Origin of the sequence: Marinifilum sp. RC60d5, assembly GCF_052400665.1 — a bacterium.
GTDB lineage: Bacteria > Bacteroidota > Bacteroidia > Bacteroidales > Marinifilaceae > JBQTGK01.
Genome location: NZ_JBQTGK010000002.1, coordinates 244,293 through 259,902 on the forward strand (window position 1 = coordinate 244,293; position 15,610 = coordinate 259,902).

9 protein-coding genes are annotated in these 15,610 nt (G+C 35.2%); all 9 read left to right on the forward strand.

The features are described from left to right. Nucleotides 1-43 precede the first annotated feature (43 nt). The 9 genes from ACT3CE_RS05140 (at nt 44) to ACT3CE_RS05180 (ending at nt 15,513) form a co-directional block, all read left to right on the forward strand. Nucleotides 44-1,990 (forward strand): hypothetical protein, encoded by a 1,947-nt coding sequence (locus ACT3CE_RS05140; protein ID WP_444708689.1) that lies wholly within the window; start codon nt 44-46, stop codon nt 1,988-1,990. A 690-nt stretch (nt 1,991-2,680) separates the two neighbouring features. Beyond that, a complete protein-coding gene (locus ACT3CE_RS05145) occupies nt 2,681-3,898 on the forward strand; it encodes a hypothetical protein (RefSeq protein WP_444708690.1) in 1,218 nt (405 codons plus the stop codon). A gap of 170 nt (nt 3,899-4,068) precedes the next feature. Further along, nucleotides 4,069-4,830: a DUF726 domain-containing protein gene (locus tag ACT3CE_RS05150; RefSeq protein ID WP_444708691.1), complete on the forward strand. Its 762-nt coding sequence runs from the start codon at nt 4,069-4,071 to the stop codon at nt 4,828-4,830. A gap of 676 nt (nt 4,831-5,506) precedes the next feature. Beyond that, on the forward strand, nt 5,507-6,940 hold the full coding sequence (locus ACT3CE_RS05155; protein WP_444708692.1) for a hypothetical protein: 1,434 nt from the start codon (nt 5,507-5,509) through the stop codon (nt 6,938-6,940). Nucleotides 6,941-6,998: 58 nt separating this feature from the next. Further along, on the forward strand, nt 6,999-8,087 hold the full coding sequence (locus ACT3CE_RS05160; protein ID WP_444708693.1) for a glycoside hydrolase family protein: 1,089 nt from the start codon (nt 6,999-7,001) through the stop codon (nt 8,085-8,087). A gap of 49 nt (nt 8,088-8,136) precedes the next feature. Beyond that, nucleotides 8,137-10,485: a right-handed parallel beta-helix repeat-containing protein gene (locus ACT3CE_RS05165; RefSeq protein ID WP_444708694.1), complete on the forward strand. Its 2,349-nt coding sequence runs from the start codon at nt 8,137-8,139 to the stop codon at nt 10,483-10,485. Nucleotides 10,486-10,521: 36 nt separating this feature from the next. Continuing rightward, on the forward strand, nt 10,522-12,177 hold the full coding sequence (locus ACT3CE_RS05170) for a sulfatase family protein (protein ID WP_444708695.1): 1,656 nt from the start codon (nt 10,522-10,524) through the stop codon (nt 12,175-12,177). 73 nt (nt 12,178-12,250) lie between these two features. Next, entirely contained in the window at nt 12,251-14,674 is a 2,424-nt protein-coding gene (locus ACT3CE_RS05175) for a glycoside hydrolase family 3 N-terminal domain-containing protein (RefSeq protein ID WP_444708696.1), read from the forward strand. A gap of 17 nt (nt 14,675-14,691) precedes the next feature. Next, nucleotides 14,692-15,513 carry an alpha/beta hydrolase gene (locus ACT3CE_RS05180; protein ID WP_444708697.1) on the forward strand — a complete coding sequence of 274 codons (822 nt, stop codon included), beginning with the start codon at nt 14,692-14,694 and terminating at the stop codon, nt 15,511-15,513. The last annotated feature ends 97 nt before the right edge of the window (nt 15,514-15,610 follow it).

Here is a 15,610-nt window from a genome sequence, read left to right on the forward strand (position 1 = left end):
TTATGACTAATTTGCAATTGTTAATCTGAAAAATTGTAAAGTTATGAAGACATTTAGGAATAGTTTTATTCTGATACTTGTTGCATTTGTGAGTATTGTGTACTCGTGTGCAAACCCAAAGATTAAAAAAGAATCTTTGGATATTTCTGCTTATTTGAAAGCGGGAGATAGCAAGTCTATTTATCCAACTGTTGAGCAATTGGAAATGCTCAAAAATGTAGTGCCTGCAAATTCATTTCAACCTGCACCCTCAGTATCCCATCGTAATTATTGGAACAGAATAGCAAAAACCGAGGAAGGGAAAGACTATTTAAAAGAGGCAGTTTCACTACTCGGAAGGCAACCAGAAGTTCCTATTTCAGATGCCATTTATCGACGTGCGAATAAAGAGGGAAATCGAAAAATATACAAACCACGTTATTATCGCACGATGGATCGACTTGAGAAGTTTACTCTGGCGGAGTGCATTGAAAATAATGGACGGTTCATTCCTCAAATTGAGGTTTATTGTGATTCGATTATGGCAATGAAATCATGGATGCACCCCAACCATGATGATAGAGAAAATACGGTATTGGAAGGGAAACGAGTGTCAATTGATTTGGGAGCTCGAAAATTCGGATTGGTTTTAGCTCTTACCGATGCTTTGCTCGAGGATAAATTATCTGAGGCGATTAGAAAGGAAATAGCAGTTCAACTAAAGTGGAGAATAACAGATTCGTATTTGCAAACTTGTAGAGGAGAAGATGTAATAAAAAGCAATACTTGGATACGCAGTACCAGTAATTGGAATTCGGTTTGTACTAGCGGTACCCTATTTACAACTATAGTAGCTTCAAAAAACAATAATGAGCGTATTGCAGCAATAGGGTGTGCCTTAAACAGCATGGTATATTACTTGTCGGGTTTTGGTGATGATGGCTATTGTTCTGAAGGTACAGGATACTGGAATTATGGTTTTGGTCATTACCTCTACCTAGCTGAGATTTTAGATGATTACACGGATGGGAAAATTAATCTATTCAAATTTAATAATCCTGAAAAATTAAATAATGTAGCCAATTTCCCTCATAATTTTCAGATTCACGAAGGCATGTATGCTCCCTTTGCTGATGGAGTAACAAGATTGAAGTCTGGAAGTGATAATTTTGCTTCTGCGATTGCCGCTAAACATTACGGTTCAAAAAAACCATCGAGATTTATTCCTGATGAAGGCGTACAAACCTTAATTATTTGGAATGATGGTGACGATTATACTTCTAAAAATGAAACTAATTCTGAATTACCAGGGCATACTTATTTTGATGATTTTGGTATATTAATTTCAAGAGGTCAACAAGAGAATCCTTTATCAATAACAATTAAAGCTGGGCACAATGCCGAAAATCACAACCATAGCGATGTGGGAACTTATGTAGTGGTTTTGGATCAGGATTATGTATCTGGCGACATAGGTGCTCCATCTTATACTGCTGGAGCTTTTTCAAAGAACAATCCAGCTCGCAGTTCTTGGGGACATCCAGTACCAAGAATCAACAACACCTTACAGTCAAATGGAATAGAGTTTAGAGGTGAGATTTTGGAAACAAGTTTCAACACGAATGTGGATAGTCTTGTTATGGATATTAAACCAGCTTATGATCTTGAGGTTTTAAACAAGCTAGAACGCACCATGGTAAACAATAAATCGGGGAAGGGAACAATTACGGTAAGCGATAATTTTGAAGCTTCAAAACCAGTTAGTTTTGGAACCGCCATTATGGTGAATGTAGCTTACGAAATTGTAGACAATAATACAGTAATCATCAGTTCTGAAAATCATAAAGTAAAAGTTGAGATTACTTCTGTTGGGGGTGATATTAGCATAAAAGATGAGCAAGTACCCGTTAAACATTTACGAAGTGGCAAAAAATCTTACCGCATCGGACTTGACTTTAAAAAGCCCGTTAAATCAGGAACAATAGCAGTAAAGTACACACCTATCAGTTAATAGAACAAGCACAAGTGTGTAAAAACAATGCTTAGTGAAGTTTTATGCGGCTATCGTTCCGAATTTATTGAGCGACCGTATTCTGGTTTCATTTTCTGTTGTTTGCGTCAATGGCGAATAGGTCTAAAAATCGATCGAGCAATAACGGTTTCTTGATGGTTTTGGTCATTGAATTGCTACTTTATGGGGAATGGTCTAACTTAAGGAACCTTTAACAAAGAGAATGCTAGAAAATGAAGTTCCTAAAGTGGATTGATTTTAAAACGAATATAAAGCTGTGGAGTAATCTACAGCTTTTTTTGTTCTCATTTCACAAGATTTCACTAGTGCACATAGCTAAGGCAGTTTTGCGGAAAATATTCTTCCTGCAGTACTGAGAAAATACTTGCTAAAACTATTGTAAAAGTAAATGTTCCCAAACGAGAAGGCCTTCATTCTTCACGATACATTCAGGTATTATTAGGGCATAATTCTTCTAAAACTACAGAAATAGATACGCAGGTAAGTGATAAAATCTCAGACAAATAAAAGGCCCGTTGTATGATATTATATTGTAAAATAATCATTATTTTCGGGATATTATTAAAAAGAAACCCTAGCCAAAGTGGATATGTTGATACCATAGGTAGGCATACTGAATAGTTATCTGCAAGTTGACAAAACAGATGACCCTAAACTAATAAATTATACATGAAAGAAATTAAAGACAGATGGCAATTAATTATTGGCTTCGCAGCAATTATTATTTCATTAAGTGCTTTTAAAGACGAATTGAATAAAATAATTGTAGATTTTCAGTTCATTTCTTTTTCGCTATCTCAATATTTATTCATCTTGATAATTAGTTTTATATCAGTAATTCATCTTTATGTTATTCCATTCATTTTTAGCACAACTAAATATTCCAATTTAAAGGTTTTTAAGCATATTGAATCTTTGAGTTATATTTTGTTTCTCGTTATTATATTATCGCCTTCTCTCTTACTGATTATCTATTTATTGCAACTTTTGATTCTACAAATTTCAGTAATAAATGAAACTGCAAAATCTGTTTCAATGTCGATTCTATCAGCAATAATTGGCGCAATAACAACTTATTTTTCTAAATATGTTGTGGGTAAATATCAGTCTTCTAAGAAATCAAGAGAAGATTCAGAAATTATTGAAAAGGAAGTGAAATCATTTGAAATTGCTGACAAATTAATTAAAGATGGATATTATAATCAATCATTATTTGAAACATTCAAAATGTTAGAAAATGGGATTTATAAAGCTTTAAGACAACGTGACCTAATATTTAGAAAAGCTCCATTTCTTGAAATGATTAGAATTTCTGATAAATACAACATATTTACAAAAGGGCAAATTGAACAAATAAATCGGATAAGAATCAAAAGAAATGAATTTGCACACAATATTTCATCAACTATCACTAAAGCAGAAGCAGAAGATGCTCAAAACTTAGCAAAAGAGATTTTGGCTAATACTGAAAACATAGAAACAGAAAATATTGAGAGTGAAAATAAATACTTTTTGGGTAAGGTTCATACAGATCTAAAACATGCTAAAGAACTATCTAAGAAAGCAAATAAACCTATGTTTGTTGTGATTTATAATAAATTACACCCAAAACTTAGTAAACTAGAACATTCTCTTGGTTATTTCATGGAATATGAAACAACCAAGAAAATGGTGAATAATAACTTCATTCAAGTATTGACTGATTCAGAAAAACCAGAAGTTAAAGAGTTGATTCCAGCCGAAGAGCCATTGGAAAATTGCTTATTGACTGTATTAACACCAGACAATGGAATTCTAAGACAAGAAGGCGTTTATGCGAATCCAGACGAGGGATTGAAAAGAACTAAAGAAATAATTGCTAAATGGAATAAAACAACCAGCAGCTAACAATGTATAAAAATAATAGTCGAAACAGCTGTAATATCAAGGGTTTTAGCCAGCTTCAAATTTCTTGTAATTTGACAGGAGAGCACCACGCAGTCGGTTACTATTCTTATACGCAACGTTGGCAATAATTTACTTAAAACCAACGAAAAAGCTCGATTACATCAAAAACTATGAAATTCAAAGAACCTTCTGAATATAACATTATTAATTTTGAGGAAAACATAAGTATATTTAATTTAACAAAGATAAAAAACGGAATTTACCCAGCAATAATTACTATAGATGGTTTTTTAAATGAAGATAAAGATGATATCAAAGAATGGGAAATCACTATTTTAAAAAAATATCCTAATAACTCTTGGTATCATTTGAATTGGCAATCTGAAAATAGAAAAAAACTATTAAGAAGAAGTTTAGAAAGAGTTGGCATAGCTTTAATACCTAATCCTTTTTATTTTATTACATTACCTAGAGTAGCAATTGGTTTAAGTGGAATTACAAAAACTTGGAAAAATGCTTTACGTAAAAGTGAAGAAACAGGAAGTTTACTATCAAAGGTACTGTTAAAGTGCGAAATAGATGAGTATATTTTAATAGGTCATTCTCTTGGGAGTAGGGTTATATTTAATTGTTTGAACGACTTAAAAACGAACGAGAAAAAAATTATTAAAGATGTTCATCTTTTAGGAGGAGCTGTCACAAATAATAAGGAAAAATGGTCTTTAGCCGAAAATGCTGTGAAAAATAAAATCTATAATTATTATTCTAAAAAAGATAGTGTTCTACAAATAGTATATAAATTAGGAACATTTGACAATAATCCAATTGGAAGAACTTTAATAAATAGTAAAAAGTCTGAAAATATAAATGTAACAAAATTAGTAAATAGTCATATGACTTTTAAAAAACATTTCGGACGTTATATAAAATAAAAACTATTGCCAACAACTAAGCGTTCGTGTGGCAGGAACTGCCCAATAGGTACGGTAGGTTGACGGAACCGATAACAGAATTGCTACTTTATGGGGAATGGTCTAGTTTGAAGAACTTTTAAGAAAAGAAATCTTGTAGTATGCACCCTTTAAAATGTAGTAAATCCAAAGAATAAAATAAAGTTGTAGATCAGTCTACAGCTTTTTTTGTTTTAGATTACTAATGGCAACTTTGTGCGTGTATCTACCCAAATATTCGGTAAGCTTTTTAGGTCCAAACAAAGGCCGTTTGAAAATGAAAATTCTTCAGTATTGGCACTTAATTTTTCCGAATAGTGTTGCGTTGCATGATAGAAAAATTCTAGCGTTTTACGAAAATATAGAGTCGGATAATTCCTTTGAAAGCAGAGTAGAAGTTTTCTGTTTCCCTTGTAAAAAACGTTTGTTAGGGCGATGGATTATTAAAAAGAGTGTTCTTGAATCCTATTCGTCGTAAAACAAAATACTATAGTAATTCCAATTAAAATACTCACGTAAAAACTGTAGCGGGCTAATATTCATAGAGTCCGCTATTTTTTTGCAACAAATTCTATATTCTTTGAGATTTATCTTTCATCAGAAAATATCGTATTTCTGTACTTTGCAATACAATTCAAAACATAAAAAATAAATAATAATGATCCTTTTTGAGAAAAGATTTAAGAATGCTGCCTCTATCAGATTAAAGGAATTTGTTCTTTTCTGTAGTGTGTTTTTTATTTCGCAGTCAGTATTCTGTTCTGTAAAAGTAAATTCTTTAATTGATTTGTTACCCTACCTGAAACAGGATAATGTCGATGTGAAATTAGCTCCAGGAATTTATGGAATAACAACTGATGATATTGCAAAGGGAACTTTTGGCACCACGGATTTTGAAGATAGAGCTAAGATACTTTTACAATTTTCTGGCAACAATAGCACTTACGATTTTACAGGAGTAACGCTTACTATTGAAACAGGCGTATTTAAATGTTTTGGAAAATACAGAGTACACGAACTGGTTGTTACAGGAAGTAATAATGTGTTGAAAAACCTTACCATGATTGATTTGGGCTCGGAGCAAGACAGACCAAACAAAGGAGCTTTAGGAGTTTGTATGGATGGAAGAGACAATCGAATTGAAGGTTTTCACATGACGGTTAAAGGTTCATATCCTTATGGGTATGGCGATGCATTTGGTAAAGGAAAACGCAATGTGATTAGGCATTATAAACATTCGGCATTTTTGGTTCGTGGTCTACGAAATCATGCAAAAAACTGTCATATCATTCATAGATCATATGGTCATGCCATATTCATGCAAGCAGCAAGTTATCCAACTATTGAAGGTTGTGTGGTAGAAGGGAAAATGCGTAAAACAGATGATATTTTAGCAGAAACGTCAGGTCCTGCTTTTGATGTTGACTTTATGACAGCTTGGGGTTATAAACTTCCTGCTGGGTATATGTTGAGTCTTGGTGAGGCAGGTATCCGTGCTTATAATGGAGGGAAAACTATTATTGATGGAAAACAATACAAACGAGGAACGGATAACCCGACGGTACTGAATTGTACCGTGAAGCATATGAGAACAGGAGTAACTCTTGCACATGCTACGGGTAAAAAATATGTTGAAGCTTGTGTTGCCATTGGATGCGAAAATGGCTTTTCTTTAGGGTCGGGTGATGTGGTCAATTGTAAGGCAGACTGTGCCTTCGGACCCGTTTATGCAAGTACATACGAAAGTGACTTGGGCTATAATGCAGACATAACAATTATACCTGCCATAGATGAGTATTGCAATGGTTCAGGATGTGTAGCATACATTGGAGGTCATGGACATAAAATTACTTTGCGTGCTGGTGCAGAAGCAGTAGAGAAGGGATTGAGTATTAAAGTGGGTGGAGATAAAGGTAATATACGTTTAAAACACGGGAATTTTCCTAAACAAAATAATTTTAAAGCGTTTAGTTTTGAATTGAACAATCTAACCAATTATCCTGTGGAGCTTTCAACTAAAAGTTCTGAAGTAAGAGTAAAATCCAGAGGAAAGGTTTTTGATAAGGGTTCTGATAATCATGTAAATAAATAAATTTTAGGCTTAAAAATACTTGGATGTTGGCAAGCTTATAAATAAAGAATGTAAAAGAATGAAGACACTCATTTTATCAATTTTAGTTTTTTTAAGTTCATATTGCTATAGTCAGAATCGAGCGATTGGAGAGTTTGATGCAGCACCTGTGAATGGTGGTTTTCAAATGGAAGACTATTGGGTTTGGGGAAGTTCTGTTATCAAAGGAGATGATGGAAAATATCATATGTACGCTTCTCGATGGCCAAAATTTCTTCCTTTTCATCCTGGCTGGATGATTGGTTCTGAAATAGTTCATGCGATTTCTGATACGCCTGAAGGACCTTATGATTTTGTTGATGTTGCTTTAGGTGCAAGAGGAGCCCAATTTTGGGATGGAAGATCTTGTCACAATCCAAAAATAATTAAATACAAAGATGAGTATCTAATTTACTATATGGGTTCTACCCATCCTTTTGAAGAGGTAAACGAGCAGAATGCAAATGAACTTACGCTCGACAGCAAATGGTGTATTGCCGGTCGCTGGGGAAAACGAATTGGTGTAGCCACTTCTAAAAGTCCTTATGGACCCTGGAAAAGGTTGAATCACCCAATATTGGATGTAAAACCTGATTCATTTTATAGCTTTCTAACTTCCAATCCATCACCGCTAATTAAAGAAGATGGATCGGTTGTGTTGATATTTAAAAGTCGTGATTATGACGAAAATGGTATTTCAAAAGGAGATATGAAGGTTAGTGTTGCCACAGCACCATCTTATCAAGCTAAATATACTGTATTGGGAGATACACCTCTTTTCTCGAAAGATAATTTTGGAGAAATTGAAGATCCTCACTTGTGGAGCGATAAGGATGGCTATCACATGATTGCAAAAGATCAGCGTGGGCAAATTACGGGTACTGCCGGAGATGGTTTACTGGCACATTCGCAGGATGGCATACATTGGACTGTAGATGAAAATCCAAAAGCATATACCAAAACTGTGAAATGGGACAATGGCAAAACGATTAAGCAAGGTCAATTGGAAAGACCTTTTGTTTTGGTAGAAGATGGAAAACCTACCCATCTGTTTTTTGCCACTATGGATGGACCCGGTGGTTTTGCAAATGGAACAAAAACTTGGAATATGGTAATTCCTTTGAAATAGGATTTGGAGCGTATTTAAACGAAATTAAGATATAGAAAAAAGAAAATTCATGATAAAAAAAATAACAGGATTATTGGTTTTGTTTGCTTTTCTAGTTAGTAGCTGTAGCGATAATAAAATAGATTTATTTGTTGATTTGCATGCAGGAGAAGGTAATTTTACTACTATCCAGGATGCTATAGATGCCGCTAAGGAAATAAAGAAAAACAATCAGCATGCTCAAATTACGATTCGTGTGTCAGCGGGGAATTATCATTTGGATAAGGCCATTGAAATAAGGCCAGAACTAAATGGCATATCCATTGTTGGTGTAGGAAGTAATGAAGTAAGTATTAAAGGTTCAGTTCCATTACAATTGGATTGGAAAAAGCATAGCGAAAATATTTATGTCGCATCGGTACCAGAAAAATTAAAATTTGATCAATTGTTAGTGGATGGCAAATCGCAGATATTAGCTCGTTATCCAAATTACGATGAAACGGCTCATTATTGGCAAGGATATGCCAAGGATGCTTTTTCAAAGGAACGAATAGCATCTTGGAAAAATCCCAAAGGTGCATTTTTTCATGCTTTACATGGTGGCAGATGGGGTGGATTTCACTGGCAGATTGTTGGAATGAATGAAGATGGTTCACCAGTATTAGAAGGAGGTCATCAAAACAACAGAGGTTCCAAACCACACAAAGAATACCGAATGGTAGAAAATGTGTTTGAGGAATTGGATAGTCCTGGAGAATGGTATTTAAATGAAAGTGAAAATAAACTTTATTATTGGCCAAAGAAAAGTGTTGATCTTCAAAAGGCAAGTTTCGAGGCTTCTGTATTAAAAGCGTTGATAGAGGTAAAGGGAAGTTTGGAAAATCCTGTGAAGAATGTGAAAATTTCAGGAATTAGATTTGAAAATACGCATCGCACCATAATGGAAACGTATGAGCCTTTGTTAAGAAGTGACTGGACCATTTACAGAGGTAGTGCAGTATTTTTCGAGGGGACAGAAAATTGTGTTGTTGCAGACTGTGAATTCACCAATTTAGGTGGAAATGTAATCATGGCCAGTAAATACAATCAGGACTTGCAAATTAAAGGCAATCATATTCATGAATGCGGAGCCAGTGCTATATCTTTTGTTGGTGATGCTTCCGCAGTTCGTTCACCATCATTCAATTATGGGCAATATGTTCCTCTACAAGATATGGATACTGTAAAAGGTCCTAAAAATGAAATGTATCCTCATAATTGTTTGGTAGAAGATAACTTGATCTATAGAATTGGAAGAATTGAAAAGCAGAGTGCGGGAGTTCAAATTTCAATGGCTATGGATATTACAGTGAGTCATAATAGTATTTACGATGTTCCTCGTGCGGGTATTAACATTGGAGATGGAACTTGGGGCGGTCATATCTTGGAATATAACGATGTCTTTAATACTGTGCTTGAAACCAGTGATCATGGTTCGTTTAATTCTTGGGGACGAGATCGTTTTTGGCATCCTAAAAGAAGAGTAATGGATAGCATGACTACTGCAAATCCTGATATGCCAAAATGGGATGCTATCAAAACAACAGTAATTAGAAATAATCGTTTTCGTTGCGATCATGGTTGGGATATTGATTTAGATGATGGATCATCAAACTATCACATTTATAATAATTTGTGTTTAAATAATGGTATCAAATTAAGAGAAGGCTTTTTTAGAACTGTAGAAAATAACATTACAGTAAATAATTCAATACATCCACATGTATGGTTCGCAAAAAGTGAAGATGTGGTTCGGAAAAATATATTGATGGATGCTTATCAGGATGTTGGCGTGTTAGGTTGGGGAAAGGAATTGGATTACAATTTATTTCCGAATGAGGCGTCAATGATTAAATCTCAGATTTATGACAGAGATTTAAATAGTGTTTATGGAGATCCTATGTTTAAAGATCCAAGCAAATTGGATTATACAGTGGCAGATAATTCTCCAGCCTTAAAACTTGGTTTTGTGAACTTTTCAATGAATGATTTTGGAGTTAAAAAGGCTGAGTTTAAGAAAATAGCAAAAACACCAGAGATTCCTGTTTTAAAAGATCTAGCAAATAGTGGGATTGGAGAAAGTCCAATTGTGGCTTGGTTAAGAAATCAATTAAAAGATGTTGATTCGGAGCAAGAACAATCAGCTTATGGACTAAATACTACTGATGGAGTTATTGTGTTGGGTGTTTGGAAACACAGTCCGGCAGTAAAAAATGGAGGCCTTAAAAAAGGTGATGTAATTTTAGCTGTTGAAGGAATGAAAGTAAAGAATACGGTTGAATTTCTTAAGAAAATTAAGAATTATCAAACCATCGGTAAGGTTCAAATTTTAGTAATGAGAAATCAGAAGGAAATGACTTTTAGAATTCAAGTCAAATAGTAAACAATTAAAAATTAATAAAAAAAGTAAGGGATTATGAAATTGCAACAAATTGTATTTGTATTGTTTTGTACAGTGCTCTTTTCTTGTCAATCGGCAAAAAAAGATAAAACTACAGCTAAGGAATTGCCCAAGCGACCAAATATCATTTTTATGATGTCGGACGATCATGCTTATCAGGCAATTAGTGCCTATAGTAATCGTTTGACAGAAACGCCGAATATTGATCGAATCGCTAAGAATGGTATGAAATTTACCAATGCTTGTGTTACCAATTCTATTTGCGGGCCTTCTAGGGCTACAATATTAACGGGTAAGCATTGCCATATACATGGTAAAACAGATAACGTTTTTCCGTTTGACGAAACACAAACAACATTTCCTCAGTTGTTACAAAAAGCGGGTTACCAAACGGCTATGTTTGGTAAATTGCACTTTGGAAATAATCCAAAGGGAATTGATGAGTTTAAAATCCTCCCAGATCAGGGATGCTATTACAATCCTGATTTTGACACCAATGATGGTAGAATTACGGTTGAAGGTTATGTAACCGATATTATTACCGATATGTCGATTGACTGGTTGGACAATCGTAGAAAAAAGGATAAACCTTTTGTGATGTTTTATTTGCATAAAGCACCTCACCGCGAATGGTTACCAGCACCACGCCATTTTAAAGAATATACGAAGAAATCATTTTTAGAACCTGAAACTTTATTTGACGACTACGAAGGACGAGGTACAGCAGCGAAGACAGCTGAAATGAACTTATTGAAACACATGAACTGGGCTGGTGATTCAAAGCTTTATCCAGAAATGATGGCTGAATTAGGTCTTAAAGATGAGTCTGGATGGGATTTGGAAGCTTTCGATCGTGAGGTTGGACGAATGAATGCTCAACAACGTGCTGTATGGGATTCAACCTACATGCCTTTAATGAAAGATTTTAAAGCGAAGTATCCTAAAATGAACGATACTGAACTAATGAAATGGCGTTACCAACGTTATATGCAGGATTATTTAGGTTGTATTGCAGGTGTGGATGAGAATGTGGGTCGATTATTGGATCATTTAGAAGAAGAAGGTCTTACTGAAAATACGATTATCGTTTATACTTCAGATCAAGGGTTTTATTTGGGAGAACACGGTTGGTTCGATAAGCGTTTTGTATATAACGAATCGTTTAAAACCCCTTTACTAATTAGTTGGCCAGGAGTTATAGAACCTGGAACAACAAATACAGAAATGGTTCAAAATCTAGATTTTGCACAAACTTTTCTGGAAGCTGCCGGAGTGGATGCACCGGATGATATGCAAGGAGAAAGTTTAATTCCTTTATTGCAGGGAAATGATGAGGAGTGGACTAGAGATGCTGTTTATTACCATTATTACGAATATCCATCTATTCACATGGTGAAAAGGCATTATGCGATTATTACTCAGGAGTACAAATTGATTCATTTTTATTACGATGTTGACGAGTGGGAACTTTACGATCGTAAAAAAGATGTTCAAGAAATGCACAATGTAATTAACGATCCTGCATATGCAGATGTTGTTGTAAAGCTTAAAAAACAATTAGTGGAAATGCGCAAAAAATATGGTGATAGTTCACAATTAGATCAGGAATTGATTGATAAATATATTCAAGAGAAAGAGAATCCAAGTATAGATAAGGTTTCACTTCATTAAATAATAATTGAGCTGCTAAATGAATCATTTTTGATTCTTTTAGCAGCTTTTTTACACAGATTAAACAGAAAGCATGCAATACCGAATTCGAATACAACTAACAACGGTTTTATTACTTTGTTTCGTTTTATTCTCAGGAATGAAAAAAGCAGACAAATCAATTTACCACAAAAATTGGATTGATTTCAATAAAAATGGAGTCAAGGATATTTTTGAAGATCCTTCTCAAAATATTGAAAGTAGAGTTAAAAATCTATTGTCTCTGATGAATGTTGAGGAGAAAACCTGCCAAATGGCAACACTTTATGGTTATGCTCGCGTTTTAAAAGATGAGTTGCCAACCAAAGAGTGGAAGAATTGTGTTTGGAAGGATGGAATCGCAAATATCGATGAGCATTTAAATACCATTTGGAATCAGCCAAAAACATATACGCAGTATTCCTATCCCTACAGCACCCATGCCGAGGCGATTAATACGGTTCAAAAATGGTTTGTAGAAGAAACACGAATGGGAATTCCTGTTGATTTTACCAATGAAGGCGTACATGGTTTGTGTCATAAAAAAGCAACTCCTTTGCCCGCTCCAATTGGTATCGGTTCTACTTGGAACAAAGATTTGGTATATCAGGCTGGTGAAATGGTAGGGCGAGAAGCGAAAGCTTTGGGTTATACTAATGTTTACGCTCCCATATTAGATGTGGCGAGAGATCAGCGTTGGGGTAGAGTTTTAGAGTGTTATGGAGAATCACCTTTTCACATTGCTGAAATGGGCAAGCAAATGACTTTGGGAATTCAGTCTCAAGGAGTGGCTTCAACATTGAAACATTTTGCAGTATATAGTATTCCCAAGGGAGCTCGCGATGGTGATGCTCGTACCGATCCGCATGTTGCACCTCGTGAAATGCATCAACTTCATCTTTATCCTTTTAAAAGGGTAATTAATGAAGCCAAGCCGATGGGAATTATGAGTAGTTATAACGATTATGATGGTGTTCCGGTAACCGCAAGCCATTATTTTTTAACTGAATTATTGCGTCAACAGTTTGGTTTCGAAGGTTATGTTGTTTCCGATAGTGAGGCCGTTGAGTATGTTTCTGACAAACACAATGTGGCCGAGGATTACAAAGAGGCTGTTAGACAGGTTGTGGAAGCAGGATTGAATGTTCGAACTACTTTTAGAACCGCTGAATCGTACATTGAACCTTTGCGAGAATTGATAAAAGAAGGCAAGCTTTCAATGAAAACTATCGACGCGCGAGTGGGTGAGGTATTGGCTGTGAAATTCCGATTGGGTTTATTCGATCAGCCTTATGTCGAAAATCCGAAGGAATCTGACAAATTGGTTCATACAGAGAAGGATGAAGCATTATCAAAATTGATTAATCAACAGTCGATGGTATTGCTAAAAAATGAAAACAATCTACTTCCATTGGATGTCGATAAAATTGACAAAATTTTGGTTACAGGACCTCTTGCCGATGAGGTAAGCTATACTTTTAGCAGATATGGTCCGGCTAATAATCCTTCAGTTTCTGTTTACGAAGGGATAAAAAAATATGCAGCAGGAAAAATAGACGTTGATTTTGCCAAAGGATGTGATATAGTGGATCCAAACTGGCCAGGTAGTGAAATTATTCCTGAGCCACTTTCTGTGGACGAACAAAATGGAATTCATGCCGCAGTAGAAAAAGCAAAACAATCTGATATCATTATTGCAGTTGTAGGCGAAGACGAGAAACGAGTGGGCGAAACCAAGTCGAGAACAAGTCTTGGACTTCCGGGTAGACAATTTCAACTGGTACAAGCTTTGTATGCAACAGGGAAACCTGTCGTTCTAGTATTGATTAATGGACAACCATTGAGTATTAATTGGGAGAATAGATTCTTGCCTGCAATTCTTGAGGCTTGGTTCCCTAGTACTTCTGCTGGTGATGTCGTTGCCGAAACCTTGTTTGGCGATAATAATCCAGGAGGTAAATTATCTGTGACTTTCCCAAAAACAGTTGGTCAAATTCCTTTGAATTTTCCTTGTAAACCGGGATCTCAAGCAGGTCAGCCAGGTGAAGGCCCCAATGGATATGGTAACACACGTGTGCTGGGTCCTTTGTATCCTTTCGGATATGGTTTAAGTTATACAACTTTTGAGTATGCTGACTTAAAGATTAGCCCTAAAAATGCAAAATCACAGGCTGAAATAAATGTTTCATTTTCGGTGACGAATACAGGAAGCCAAGCGGGAGATGAAGTGGTTCAACTTTATCTGAAAGATGAGGTGAGTAGTGTAACAACTTACGAATCTCAACTAAGAGGTTTCGAACGCGTCCATTTGCTTCCTGACGAAACCAAAACGATTCATTTTAAACTTCAACCTGATGATTTGGCTTTATTGGATAAGAATATGAATTGGACTGTTGAATCCGGAAAATTTAAAATCATGATAGGGAGTTCATCCGTTGATATCCGTCTATCTGATGATTTCAATATAGAAAGCAAGTAAATTAAATCAAAACTCAAATGAAAAAAGTATTTGTATTAATCTTTCTAATAAGTAATGCCATAAATCTGTTTGCTTCACAGATTGATACTTTGATGGTTATAAGTGAATCTATGAACAAAGAATTGCCTAATTTGGTCATTCTGCCAGATAGTTATGGTGATAAAAATAAGGCGTTTCCAGTTTTGTATTTATTGCATGGTGCTTTTGGTAATTTTGGCGATTGGTTGCATAAGGTACCACAACTAAAGGAATATGTGGATACTTATAATTTTATCATCGTTTGCCCTGATGGAGGTTATACAAGCTGGTATTTTGATAGCCCTGTAGATGAAAAAATGCAGTATGAAACTTATATCACCAAAGAACTATTACGGTCAGTAGAGAAAAATTACAAAACCATTCCCAATCGATCGGGACGAGCCATTGCTGGATTAAGCATGGGCGGACATGGAGCATTTTATCTGGCTTTCAAACATCAGGATATTTGGGGCGCGGCTGGAAGCACAAGTGGAGGTTTGGATATTCGTCCTTTCCCAAGCCGTTGGGATATTTCAAAACGATTGGGATCGTATGCTGAAAATAAAGAGGTTTGGGAGGAAAATTCAGTGATCAATTTAGTTTACCTTTTAACGGGTGACAATTTAAAATTGATTTTTGATTGTGGTGTTGATGATTTCTTTTATGATGCCAATAAACGAATGCACAAAAAACTATTGGAGCGAAACATTCCTCATGATTTTATTGAACGTCCAGGGGAGCACAATGTTAAATACTGGGACAATTCTATCAAATACCAATTGTTATTCTTCGATCAGTTTTTCCGATCTGAAAAGCTGTGAAACCACTGATCATCGGATGAAGAAGCATGTTTTGCAACAAATTTCATACTTATTGCAACATAAATTCTGCTTTTTCGATGTTTGTTGAGCTATTTTT

Bases quoted from the DNA above. Each gene is read 5' to 3' on its own strand.
- ACT3CE_RS05170 (WP_444708695.1), top strand. From the start codon at position 10,522: ATGAAATTGCAACAAATTGTATTTGTATTGTTTTGTACAGTGCTCTTT.
- ACT3CE_RS05160 (WP_444708693.1), top strand. From the start codon at position 6,999: ATGAAGACACTCATTTTATCAATTTTAGTTTTTTTAAGTTCATATTGC.
- ACT3CE_RS05145 (WP_444708690.1), top strand. From the start codon at position 2,681: ATGAAAGAAATTAAAGACAGATGGCAATTAATTATTGGCTTCGCAGCA.
- ACT3CE_RS05180 (WP_444708697.1), top strand. From the start codon at position 14,692: ATGAAAAAAGTATTTGTATTAATCTTTCTAATAAGTAATGCCATAAAT.
- ACT3CE_RS05165 (WP_444708694.1), top strand. From the start codon at position 8,137: ATGATAAAAAAAATAACAGGATTATTGGTTTTGTTTGCTTTTCTAGTT.
- ACT3CE_RS05155 (WP_444708692.1), top strand. From the start codon at position 5,507: ATGATCCTTTTTGAGAAAAGATTTAAGAATGCTGCCTCTATCAGATTA.
- ACT3CE_RS05150 (WP_444708691.1), top strand. From the start codon at position 4,069: ATGAAATTCAAAGAACCTTCTGAATATAACATTATTAATTTTGAGGAA.
- ACT3CE_RS05175 (WP_444708696.1), top strand. From the start codon at position 12,251: ATGCAATACCGAATTCGAATACAACTAACAACGGTTTTATTACTTTGT.
- ACT3CE_RS05140 (WP_444708689.1), top strand. From the start codon at position 44: ATGAAGACATTTAGGAATAGTTTTATTCTGATACTTGTTGCATTTGTG.